General features: G+C 29.5%; 9 protein-coding genes. All 9 read left to right on the top strand.

Annotation, left to right across the window (positions count from 1 at the left end; genetic code table 11):
• The first annotated feature begins 16 nt into the window (after window positions 1-16).
• The 9 genes from wecB (at window position 17) to JFV29_RS19870 (ending at window position 12,371) form a co-directional block, all read left to right on the top strand.
• Window positions 17-1,144, top strand: coding sequence for a non-hydrolyzing UDP-N-acetylglucosamine 2-epimerase (gene wecB, locus JFV29_RS19910; protein ID WP_201185965.1), 1,128 nt, complete (start codon window positions 17-19; stop codon window positions 1,142-1,144).
• A 28-nt stretch (window positions 1,145-1,172) separates the two neighbouring features.
• Window positions 1,173-1,838 (top strand): glycosyltransferase, encoded by a 666-nt coding sequence (locus JFV29_RS19905; protein ID WP_201185963.1) that lies wholly within the window; start codon window positions 1,173-1,175, stop codon window positions 1,836-1,838.
• Complete coding sequence (locus tag JFV29_RS19900) at window positions 1,790-2,167, top strand: glycosyltransferase (protein WP_201187970.1); 378 nt, start codon at window positions 1,790-1,792, stop codon at window positions 2,165-2,167. The genes JFV29_RS19905 and JFV29_RS19900 overlap by 49 nt, the downstream gene beginning before the upstream one ends.
• Window positions 2,168-2,454: 287 nt before the next feature.
• Complete coding sequence (locus JFV29_RS19895; RefSeq protein WP_201185961.1) at window positions 2,455-3,687, top strand: oligosaccharide flippase family protein; 1,233 nt, start codon at window positions 2,455-2,457, stop codon at window positions 3,685-3,687.
• A gap of 234 nt (window positions 3,688-3,921) precedes the next feature.
• The gene (locus tag JFV29_RS19890; RefSeq protein WP_201185959.1) at window positions 3,922-5,196 is read left to right on the top strand and encodes a hypothetical protein; all 1,275 of its coding nucleotides are present in this window, start codon (window positions 3,922-3,924) and stop codon (window positions 5,194-5,196) included.
• Between the two features lie 376 nt (window positions 5,197-5,572).
• Window positions 5,573-7,198: a glycosyl hydrolase family 28-related protein gene (locus JFV29_RS19885; RefSeq protein ID WP_201185957.1), complete on the top strand. Its 1,626-nt coding sequence runs from the start codon at window positions 5,573-5,575 to the stop codon at window positions 7,196-7,198.
• Window positions 7,199-8,151: 953 nt separating this feature from the next.
• Window positions 8,152-8,682 (top strand): hypothetical protein, encoded by a 531-nt coding sequence (locus tag JFV29_RS19880; RefSeq protein WP_201185955.1) that lies wholly within the window; start codon window positions 8,152-8,154, stop codon window positions 8,680-8,682.
• Between the two features lie 310 nt (window positions 8,683-8,992).
• Window positions 8,993-9,481 (top strand): hypothetical protein, encoded by a 489-nt coding sequence (locus tag JFV29_RS19875; RefSeq protein WP_201185953.1) that lies wholly within the window; start codon window positions 8,993-8,995, stop codon window positions 9,479-9,481.
• A gap of 1,657 nt (window positions 9,482-11,138) precedes the next feature.
• Window positions 11,139-12,371, top strand: coding sequence for a nucleotidyltransferase domain-containing protein (locus tag JFV29_RS19870; RefSeq protein ID WP_201185951.1), 1,233 nt, complete (start codon window positions 11,139-11,141; stop codon window positions 12,369-12,371).
• Window positions 12,372-13,051: the final 680 nt, after the last annotated feature.

Below are 13,051 nucleotides of genomic sequence, written 5' to 3'. Positions count from 1 at the left end.
GTTAGGAGTTAGAAAAATGAATAAACTTAAGGTTATGACAATAGTTGGAACAAGACCAGAAATAATTAGGCTAAGTGAAACAATTAAAAAAATGGATAAATACTTTGAGCATGTACTTGTTCACACAGGACAAAATTGGGATTATACATTAAACCAGATATTTTTCGACGAGTTAGGAATTCGTGAACCAAATTATTATTTAGATAGTGTTGGGACTAATCTAGGTGAAACGATGGGTAATATAATAGCGAAATCTTATGAGTTATTAGAAAAGAATAAGCCAGATGCATTGCTAATTTTAGGTGATACGAATTCGGCATTATCAGCAATATCGGCTAAAAGATTAAAAATACCTATTTTTCATATGGAAGCGGGTAATAGATGTTTTGATCAAAATCTTCCCGAGGAAATAAATAGAAAGATCGTTGATCATATTTCAGATGTAAACTTACCTTATACAGAGCATGCACGCAGGTATTTAATTTCAGAGGGATACAGAAAAGAGCATATTTACGTAACGGGTTCACCGATGACGGAGGTTATAAGAAATCATGAAGATAATATCCAAGAGAGTAAAATTCTACATTCTCTTGGATTAGAAAAAGGAAAATATATTTTAGTTTCAGCTCATAGAGAAGAAAATATAGATAATGAGAAAAACTTTATATCGTTAATGAATGCTATTAATGAAATTGCAGAATATTACCAGATTCCCGTAATATATTCCACTCACCCAAGAAGTGAAAAAATTATTAAAAAAAGAGATTTTAAATTTCACCCATTAGTGAAAAATCTTAAACCGTTTGGTTTCTTTGATTATAATAAGCTACAGTTAAATTCATTTTGTGTGCTTTCTGATAGTGGGACTGTTCCTGAAGAGGCTGCTATATTAGGATTCCCAGCTGTATCGATCAGAACCTCCACAGAAAGACCAGAAGCATTAGATAAGGGAGTTATTATACTTGGAGGAATCAAAACAGATGAAATAGTGCAGTCTGTAGAGCTATGTAGACATATGTGGGAAAATAACGAGTTAGTACTTCCTGTTACAGATTATGTTGATAATAATGTATCTGTAAAAGTGGTGAAAATCATTCAAAGTTACACAAAAATAGTGAATAAAGTTATCTGGGGAAAGGACTAAATATATTCGATGAATATTATGGTATTCGATGTACCTCGCAGAAAGCGGCGGAGCATTATCAGTATTAAATGAATTTCATAATGATGCTATTTTATGTAAAGATAAAAGTATTCATTGGATTTTTGTGGTTAGTAAACCCGTCCTAGCTGAGACAGATAATATAAAAGTATTACGATACCCGTGGATAAAGAAAAGCTGGTTCCATAGATTATTTTTTGATAATTTTGTCGCAGCAAAGTTAGTTCGAAAATACGATGCAGATAAGATTCTTTCGTTACAAAATATAACTATACCTTATACTAAAATCAAACAAGATTTATATGTTCATAATTCGTTACCCTTTATTGACTATAGATTTCCTTTTAAAAAGAATAAACATTTATGGGTGTATCAGAACATTATTGGCCGAAGTATTATTAAATCAATTAAAAATGCTGATGAGGTAATTGTTCAAACTGAGTGGATGAAAAAAGCTATTATAGAGATAGGTATTGTAAATAAAAATATTGAAGTAGTTCCTCCAAAAATAAATTTAGATGTAAAGTCTTTTTTTGAGGCGAATAAACATACCTTATCAACATTTTTTTATCCAGCAAGTGCTTTTGATTATAAAAACCATAAATTAATAGTTGAAGCTTGTAAAATATTAAAAAAAAATCAGAAAAAACTAAATATAAGATTTTATTTACTATAACAGGTGATGAGAATAATCATATTTCCGAATTATACAGTGAAGTTAAAAGAGAAAAACTACCTATAGAATTTATTGGTAGTCTTTCTCGAGAGCAAGTATTTGATTACTACACGAAATCAGTTTTGTTATTTCCTTCATATATTGAGACTTTTGGACTTCCAATGTTAGAGGCAAAACTGCATAAAGGAGTTATTTTAGCCTCAAATTGTGCATTTTCAAAGGAAATATTAGAAGGGTATGAAAATGCTTGGTTCTTTGATCCATTTGATGCTAAGGAACTTGCGAATTTGATCGAAGGCATAGAGTATTTTTTGCCTGAAAATTATTAGTCACTATTTGATCACTTAGGATCTTTATAAATTGGTATACAACCTCAAATTACTAGGGAAAGTAACGTAGAGTATTGTTGAAATAACAATTCATAAATGAAGGGGTTTTTCCAAATAAATGAGGTTTGATAGTACTAGGAAAAGTGAAAAGGTTTTTCTTACTAAAATACTTCAAAAAAGGTATATAATATTTTATTTTTTAATATGTTAAAGTTTATTGAGAACTACGTCAGTTATTTAAAATAGGATTATGAACTTGATTCAAGTTAGGAAAAAAAGGTGCTGTAGTGGAAAATAAAATCATCAATTCAGGAATAAAAAATATCGTTTCTATACTCTTAGTTCAAGTGGTATCCTTAGCATTAAGCTTTTTAACTGCCTTTATACTACCTAATTTTTTGGGTGTTGCTCAGTTTGGATATTGGCAGATTTATTTATTATATACTTCATTTGTAGGGGTATTTTGTATTGGATATAACGATGGATTATATTTAAGATATGGAAAATATGATTATAAGGATTTACCATTTTATCTGTTAAGGTCTTCAATGAAATTATTCTTAATCATGTTGCTTTTTTTGTCTTTTCTAATGATTACGTTAATATTAATAGGAGGTAAATCAGATAAGACATTTGTTTTCTTAATCATCGCAGCTAATATTTTCGTTCAAGGTTTAAGTGGAACTTTTTCAATGGTTTATTTGTTTACTAATAGAATGAAGTTATATAGTGTTTCTACTGTTTTAAATAAAATTCTATTACTAATTTCAATATTAACTCTAATTGTGATGGATATTCATTATTACAAAGCAATCGTAGTAGCAGATTTAACAATAAAAATAGTTGTACTGCTATTTAATATATATTTTTGTAAGGAACTATTATTTGGAAAGTCTAACTCAACACTATTAGGATTCATTGAAATGAAGGAAAACATGTATGTTGGAATTAGTCTAATGATTGCTAATATAATGGGAATGTTAGTATTAGGATTAGGGAATTTTATGGTAGAGCGATTTCTAGAAATAGAAGAATATGGATATTACGCTTTTGCAATCTCTTCTACAAATTTAACAATATTGTTTGTTTCCTCAGTTAGTTTAGTGTTATATCCTATGTTAAAAAGATTGCCAGAAGTTGTAATTCCATATTATTATGGAAAAATTAATATTATGCTCTGCATAATTATATTTTGTATGTTACTCCTCTATTTTCCTGTTTATTGGATCGTCAAAAATATAATGCCAACATATTCACCCATACTCAATTATCTTTACCTATTATTCCCAATAGTTGTTGTGCAAGGGAAAATACAACTGTTGATAAATACCTATTACAAGATTCTAAGAGAAGAAAAAGCTATGTTAAAAGCAAATATATCAAGTGTTATCATTTTTTTAATAATTACTGTTCCTTCTTTTTATATCTTTCGTTCAGTAATTTGCATTGCAATATGTACGTTGATAACAATGATTTGGAGATGTTATGCTTCAGAAATATATTTAAAAAAGGGAAACTAAAAATAACTAGCTTTATTAATATTCTAGAAGAACTTACAATGATATTTTTATTTATTATATTTGCGGCATTTGAGAATTCAATTTTGGGCTTAATATGTTATTTAATGGCGATAGCGGTGTACTTTTCCGTTCATTTTAATTTAATTAAAAAGTTTTCCTCTAAAGTTTTAAAGGTTTTAATTTCTAATAAAAGTTTCAAATTATGATGCGATTATTAGACTGAAGGAGATTGTTATGGCGAATATTGTATTTTTATTGGGTGAATATTACCCGAATTTTTCTGCGACTTCAAAATGTGCTGATAATGTTATAAGGGAAATTAAAAATAAGCACAAAGTTAGTGTAATTTGTTATGATGATCTGTCTAATTTACGAGAACATGATAACATTAATATCATAGGAATTGCTACACCTCTAATGAAGTTGAAAAATTGGATTAATCACAGATACGGAGCTAAAACTAGAGGGAGGAAATCAATACTTACTTTTGTGAATTTTATATTGAGGTTAATAGGATTTTTAGGTTTTATTTTTAAAAAAAACAGTGTAAATAGTAGCATGGTAAGAAAGTATTATTCAGCCATAAAATTATGTGATTCTAAAGAAAAGATCGACGTTATAATACCAATCTGTTTCCCTTTTGAGGGTTTGATAGCAGCATATCAATTTAAAAAAAATAATAACACTATTTCAATGATTCCATATTTATTTGACCCATTTACTGATAATGAAACATTACATCGATTTTCCTGGTTGAAAAAGCTTAGATACAAGAGACATGAAAAGCTTGAAAAAGAGATTTATAAATATTCAGATAAAATTATAATCATTAATCATATGCTAAAGTCACCTATATTTATGCAAAATAATACTTTTAATAATAAATTAGTTGTAACTGAACATCCTGTCCTAATGAATCCCAAACAATCAATCAATAATGATGGAAAATCTAATGTAGTTAATTTGACATATACTGGAGCTCTCTACTCAAATATTAGACGACCAACATATTTTATGGAAATGTTAAAATTAATAAATAGTAAAATTGGCTTTCAAATGAATATGTATTCTTTCGGAGACTGTGAGGGGATTTTAAACGGCTATCAAAAAGACTTTAACGATAAACTTGTTTTACATGGTAAGGTTCCTTTTGCCGATGCACAACTAGCAATAAACAATGCGGATATTTTGATAAGCATAGGTAATACAATTAAGAACCAAACTCCTAGTAAAATATTTGAATATATATCTTTTGGTAAACCTATAGTTCATATTTATTCTCATAATGAGGATATAGTGGTAGATACATTAAAAAAGTATCCTTTATCACTTTGTATAAAACAAGATAAAAATAACATAAATGAGAATTCTAGTAGATTATTAATGTTTTGTAAAGAAAATGCTGGGAAAAGAATTCCTTTTAAGCAATGTATGGAACTTTATTATGATGCAACACCTAAATTTGTAGCAAATCAAATTGATTCTTTTATTAAGAAAAAAACTGAATGAGAGTTAACTGTATAATCTTTTTGGTATTTTGCTCTTTATAAGGTTAGGATAGAACCTAGTTAAATTATCTGGACCTTAATAATAATTTTTCGACCCTTTTAAATCGTAAGTACGGGCATGGAATTGTTCTTGTTGGAGCAATGTTTCTATTCTATCGACCAACTTTTAAGTTTTTACCTATAATGATTTTAATTTTAGAACGAAATCCTATTATATACATATAAATTCTTAGATTATTAAATTTTCTCTTTTTTTATTCATCGTAGATTCTCTTCGGTTTTAGTAGATGCACTCTACCTGACACTAACTGATCTGTCTGGATTATTGTAGCTGATAAATATTATAGAAATTTGAAGATTAGAATCGAGGGGGTAAAGTGAAAAAGGCATTATTTTTGATTTTATTATTAATTGTATTATTGGCTGCTGTTTTTCATTATAGCAATTTGCATAACCTATCATTGGAAATTAAAGTTAAAAAAGAGGCCCTAAGCTATCTTAAAGAAAACTACAACCAAGAATTTAAGATAGAAAGTATTAAGTATACAAAAACACTTAGTGAAGATAAAGGCCATTATTATGCAATTGCTAGCCCTAAAGCCAATTCAAACATAAAGATAAGCTTGTTTCTCTCAGAAGATTTAAAAATAGTAAACGAGAATTATACTAAAGATGGGATTTTGTCGAGTGAAATGTCTGGCTTTATTAATATTAAAGAATTTGGAGCAATAGGGGATTCTACTACAGATGATACGAAAGCAATTCAAAATGCAATAAATGATGCAGAATCTAACAATCTTGCACTGTACATCCCAAGTGGGAGTTATAAAATATCAACAACCCTTTTGATTTCAAAAAGAATAAAAATATATGGTGACGGTATGGGTCTATCTAAAATCATATATGAAGGTCGATCATCGGCTATAAAAATACAACCTCCTACTAATGGTAGCAGCAATACATTTTATGACTTTAGAGATTTTGGAATTGAGCCAGAAAAAGAGGGGAGTGGGACATATGGAATAGAGATAGTATTGAGAGAGAATGCTTATTTTTCAAATTGGGAAATGCAAAGAGTTTATATTGGTAACTTTGGTAACTATGGACTGCGCTTAGATAATGATATAAAAAATACAAATGGTTTTTTTACAGCTACTATTCGACGTTGTTGGATCACGAACGGAATTAATGGTTCCAATTTGGGGGATAGTATTACAATATCAGAGAATACTATAACAGGAAGAAAGTTGGGGGTGTTAACGTCACATTTAAGTGGAGCTAGACAAGTTGTAATTAGAGAAAATAATATTACTACGCAGGGAGGGGCTATTGCCTTAATAGGAGCGGAACAACCAATGATATATAACAATCAAATAGAACAACCTGCATATAAAGGAGACTACAAAGGGCTGTATCCTGGCTTATTATATTTTTTAGATGTCTCATTTGCAGAAATAAAAGGTAACACTATCTCACCAGCTGCTTCAGCAGTAAAAGGTACTTCATATTCAATCCTTTTTGATGGAAAATCAAGATATAACACTATAACAGATAATAATATCTCCAAAGGGGAGATATATCATATTGGATTTAGTGATTCATCCATTTATAACACTATTGAAAATGACAATACCTATGATAGTCCATTAAAAGTATTAAATAAGGGTGTTAATAACAAAGGTGTTAGCGTACCGTTAATACCCCAAAACAACTGGATAGTCTATAGTCAAGGTAAAAGTGTCACGATTAAAAAACTTGAAAATGGTTTAATTGTAGTAAGTGGTGCTTTGAAAAGTGGTGAAGACATGCGTGGGACCGTAATAACTACATTACCTATTGGATTTAGACCAGCTAATCAAAAAGTATTTCAGGTCACTAACTTTAACGGTACATCATATTCTAATGTCACACTTCAAGTACATTCAAACGGAAATGTTCAGTTAATGACTTCTGTTAGCAATAAGTTATTATACCTAGATGGCATACAGTTTGAGGAGAATTAATCAACCGACAGGACATTTTTTTGGAACTAATATTATTATTGTATTAGTTTTACATTGAAAAGTCGAAGGTTTTGAAGAAATTTCTAAAAAACATTGGCTGATTGTAACTGTAAGGTATTAATGAACACTTTATTTGAAGAGAAGAACATTACGCCTAAGTTGTCAACGCTTAATTCAGGATTTTCGTCTCTAACTTAAGTGAGCCATATAAGACGATATGTCTACACTAACAATTTTCACGATAGATAATTGAGTACAAAGTTATCAGGCCATATCAATTCCTGTATAGCAATAATTATAAGCTAGATTAGTAGGTTGGAGTAACTTATTATTTACAGGAAAGTCATAGCCAAGTTAAAGCTATATTTAACAAGAATTCTTTTCGTAAACGAAATAGTAGCCCTCACATTTTAACGCCTCAAATTATATATATACTGTATTTTTGAATTAAAACGAGTACACGACATATAGCACACAGGTGTTTCTTATAATTAAATGAAATAATAATCGGGAAAAAACTTGACTTTGAAAATAGCGGATATATCGATATAAGTAACTATGTGAACATTTGAATACGCATAATGTTTTACTTCACATTATCTCCAAGATAGTCTAATTAAACGAGCAAGTAAACTTAATGGTAAAATGAAGTTTAAATAAATGATAAATATCATCCAATCAAATAACATTATTTTAATAAAAGAAAATATAGCACGAGTATTGATTAAACAACAACTAAAAGAATCCTTCTAGTATAATAAAGTATAGTATATTTGTACTTACGACTCTTGTTTTAAAGATGATGTTTTTCCTCACGATTTTTAGTGTTAATTTCGAGTTAGACATATGGATTATTTTCCAGAGACGAGAAGAGAAACCGTTAATGAATGAAAGTGAAAAAGTTAATTTTGTCTTGTTGTTGTAAATGTATAGAAATAGATGGAGGGGAAATATTGTTTACATTTGGTAGTGCCTTTCTTATTGCTTTGTTGTTAATAGGATTGTTTAGGCATCGTAATTATAATGGGTACTTTATGTATCTTATTAAAGTGTTAGTTGTCTTTTCGGTTAATATTCAAATTGGGTACTTCGCAAATTTAGGAGGTTTTCAAGTTGAATATGCTGAAGTGTTGATGGTTCTGGTAATTCTATTAGGCTTGCCTTTTATCAAAAACACTAAAATACCTAAGCGTTCATTACTGTTTGCTGGAGCATTATTGTTTTCAATTTTTATCGGATATATGCATTTGATTTTTACTTTTAATCCACCAAATGTTTTGCCCATAGGTTATAGTTGGGACAGAATATATCGTGGAATTGATAGATTAACACCTGCAGCATTTTCTTTTTCTCATATCTTAAGAATTATACGAATATCGATGTTTTTATTATTGTTTTTAATACTTGACAAATATCTTTTAAAGGATAATGAAAAATTAGATAGTCTAAAGCGATTTGTAGTGAATTCAGGACTTTTTTTGTAGGAGTTTGTTTTATTGAGCAAATATCAAAAACATTATTTGGTTCTACAATGTTCATTGACTTTACTTCAATGATTTTTGGGGTTGCCCAGAGTCAAGTGGTGGTTAATTTTGAAAGAGGTGGCTCTGCGGCCTTACAGGGATTAACTTATGAACCAAGTATTTTGGCGTTTTCCTTCATTCCCCCTATACTTGTTCTATTAACTAACCCGATATTTTCAGAAAAAAACGTTCTTTATCTTTGATTGCCTTCTTGTATGTTATTTTCTCTTCTGGATCCTTCGGTGGATTTTCTCTTTCTCTTTTATTTATAGTGGCTTATATCTTTAGTAATAAGAAAATACTTTTGCCTAAATTATATTTTCTTTCGTTCATAGTTGTTGGTGTAGGTATTTTTATTGCAATAAATCCATCACTCTTTGCGTTGTTCACTTATTATAATGAGCGTATAATGTCTTTGTTGAGCAATGGAGGACTTGGTTCAGAGGGTTCAAGAATGATGTCAATAACAAACGCTTTGGAGTTGTTTAAGAATTCCCCGTTTGTAGGGGTAGGTTTAGGAACAACAGATGTCCATGGGTTTATTCCAACTATGTTGGCGAGTTTGGGGACTATTGGAACTATACTATATTCCTTAGTTTTGTTAACTGGATTTGAGACAAGTAAAAAGAAAAATATAGCTTTATTATTGTTTATGATTCCTTTTTTGTTTTTTACTGGAAGTCTTAGAACATTATATGGGATGCATATGATTTTATTATTTTTACTAGTTTTTCGAGAACATAAAGAAGTTAAGAAATGATCAAATCAAAAAGGTTTATTATTTAAGATTAAGCTGGGTTCAAAAACTTAGTACTCCTTTTCACTTAGGAATAACCTAGAGAAGTTAATTTAACGTTCTACCCTTTAGCTGATTTTCCATGTCTTATGGATGATGAAACAATTAAGTGGTAATTATCAAAGATTGTATGTATAAGTAAATTAAATTTAGACTGCTTTTCTTTTTGTTTACTATCTATCACCGAAGGATAAAATGATTCAGGAGCTATTTTCCACCTCGGAAATAAAATTTTTTCAAGTAAACCATCTGAATTCTGATTTCCAAATGGGAATGAAAGTGATTAGTTACCCTTAAGATTCTCGGGAAGTTAAGTTCAATCTGGTGATTTGTCCATTCGTGTTTTGAATATTCTCCAATTTAAAACTATTAGACATAAAATGAATTAACCATTTAGTTTCCAGTCACTAAATAATAACTACCTGTTCTCTATATTCAGTAAGAGAACAGGTAGTTTCAGTTTGTGGATATAATAATGGTAAGAAAGTTATTTGTGTTTTCTGGAATTCTTGTTAGCTTCATTCTCTTTTATTCAACAAGCCCCTAAAAGTATTGGATGAACTCTATCTTGCTCTTATTACTATCAAGGGCACATCATGACTATTAGTAATGTCTTTAATTGTGCTAACTGGTTCTCCAAAAATTTTTGTTGAATGACTTATACCGCGTTATCTAAAAAAGCTAATATTTTTTGGGGAAAATAATATTTGATCTGGTATAGTACCTTTTTATTATTAAAATAATGTTTATACTTCCATACGTATCCAAATTATTATTATTAACAAATTAACACCGTTAGCTCTCTCATTCTTCTGGTCGCAAATGATATTCCCATACCGATACTTTCTTTTTTTCATAGTATAGAGTTGTCGATTCCGATCACAACCAGTTCAATAATCGTTCGGGTTTTCCACTTTATTAAAAAAACATCTACACATAACGGTGCATCGTGTTGAATAGATTGTTTATTAGCAGCTCTGTTTATAATAATATCGGCCCTTACTTCAGTAGAATAGGAAATGGTGTCTGAGTTGGAAATCAAGAGGGTAAAGACTTTTTGAATGACTTTCTGCGTATGGCTATAATTTTACTAATGTTGGAGGCTTTGCTCGAAAAAAATACCTACCTATTAATCTTTTAATAATATGATAATCTTATGGTTTTTTCTACCTTTTATTGGTCATCTTCTGGATATTGCTCAAAGATAGAAATAAGGCATTTTTCTTGGTGATTACTCCGTTGTATCCCATATGAGTAATTTTTTATCTAGAAACATTCTTTTTATTTTTAAATGTATAAGAGCCGACTATAACATATTAAAAATAGTCTTATTTATTATGAAATTTTTGGGCCAGTTTGGGATTTGTGAAAAGATATATTGAGACAATAAATAAATTTGTGTTAAAATTATCAATATTATAAATTTTTTGATTTTTATTTAAAATATAGATTTAGGTATAACATTACATTGAAAAAAGTATTAAAGAAGGTATTAAAACTAAGTTGTGATTATTGATATAAGAGAACCAAGAGTAAGAGGGTTGGTAGGTTGAGTTAGTTTTATTACAGCAAGTGAATTATATTTTTTGTACTTGAGAATGAAAAATTCGAAGGAGAAATAATGAATATAAATTACAGTTTGAATTTATCTATGATATCAAGGGAGTTAAGATTATTACTTGATATTTTGAAGGTGGAACATGATGACAGTATTTGGACGCTAAAAGAAGAATTGGTAAAAGATATTGATTGGGAGTTATTCCTTAAATTAGCAAAACATCATCGTGTTTACCCAATAATTTATTTAAAGATCAAAAAGATCGATGAAAAATTGATACCATCACGTGTTATCAATATTTTGAACCAAAAATATATAGAAAACACATATCGTATGCTTCGATTAGCGGCAGAAATGGAAATTGTGAGTAAAATATTTACTGAAAATCATATTCGTCTTCTTTTCTTAAAGGGACCAGTTATTGCTGAAGATATTTACGGGGATATATCGTTAAGAACTTCAAAGGATTTAGATATTTTAGTACCAATAAACGACATAAGTAAGGCAGAAGAGCTTCTTTTGTATAATGGTTACGAGAGAGAGGAATCTTCAGCAGTATTTGACAATTGGAGATGGATGACACATCACGTTACATACTTCCATCCTCAAAAAGAAGTTCAGATTGAAATACATTGGAGACTTCACCCTTCACCTGGGAAAGAACCAAATTTTGATGAATTGTGGGAACGAAAAAGGGTTAGTACACTAACTACCTATCCAGTCCATTTTTTTGGTGAAGAGGATTTGTTTATTTACCTTGTTGCTCATGGCGCAAGGCATGGTTGGTTCAGGCTTCGGTGGTTAGTTGATATTGATAAAATAATAAGAAAAAGAAAGGATAAAGAAAATATTAATTTACTTCTAAAAAAATATCTACATTACAATAATATAGGACAAGCAACTATATTAGCTAATAGGTTATTGAATACCCCAATCCCTGAAGAGATGAAATCAATATCAACAGGAAAACGTACAAGAAAACGTACAAGTAAAATAGCTCAATTATCTATTTTTTATATAGTGGAAATGGGTGATTTAGAAATAAACCAATATAATGATAATTTAGTAAACAATAGTAGTGGTTTAATGAAATTGAATTTGCAAAAGTCCTTAGTAAACCGTTATTTGTTTTCAATGAAATCGAATCTGCAGAAGATATCTTTCGTTTTACAATTACTTTATCCAAGTCATGAGGATTCAGTAATATTAAAGTTGCCTAAACCACTTTATTTTTTATACTTTCCGTTACGCCCTTTTTTATGGGCTTGGAGAAAGACAAGGAGACAGAGTGTATAAAAATGAAAGGTGACAAATAATTGAATTTATTTAATGGATTTTTCTCTTGTAAGAGCTTAATCTTTCTTTGCATAATTCTGTATTTGCAGCTTTATATTGCTTGAGTTCTAACTCTATTTTTTTTGATATTATTCATAACTAATTTTGATGGATTAAAATTAGTTGAACTATTTCTAGATGACTTTTGCATGACTTGCATTTAATTCCCCAACTTTTAAATTTATATACAATCTTTTTTTATTGAGTGAATCACCCACATATTAAATGTGGGTTTTTACAGTTGTCAGCGTTGGCGCCAAAATGATTTCTCCGTAATTATGTTTTATACAACCCGCAATAATATTCTTCTAAAAAAATATATGCCGTCCGTTTTAGATTACTGAAGAACCTTAGCGTAGATGTTTGACATCTGATTATAGTTTCTAATCTGTTTTACCTGAGTCTTATCTGCTTTTACAAACTAGCAATTTTCCTTTTTGGTCTTATTTGTCACACCGAATAGCTAAACAAAAGTGTTCCTATATTGAATGTAATACTTACGATTAGCACACATTATCCTTTATTTCATAATTTAGAAATACGTTATCAGCGACAGAATTAACCGCTTTTTAGATTGAAAAAGTATGATCGAATTGGATTCAACTCTGGCAATTCAAGAAACAGTGCGTTACTTAGTACAC

Origin of the sequence: Peribacillus sp. TH16, assembly GCF_016651095.1 — a bacterium.
In the GTDB taxonomy this organism is placed as follows: domain Bacteria; phylum Bacillota; class Bacilli; order Bacillales; family DSM-1321; genus Peribacillus; species Peribacillus butanolivorans.
This window is presented reverse-complemented; position numbering and strand designations above follow the sequence as displayed.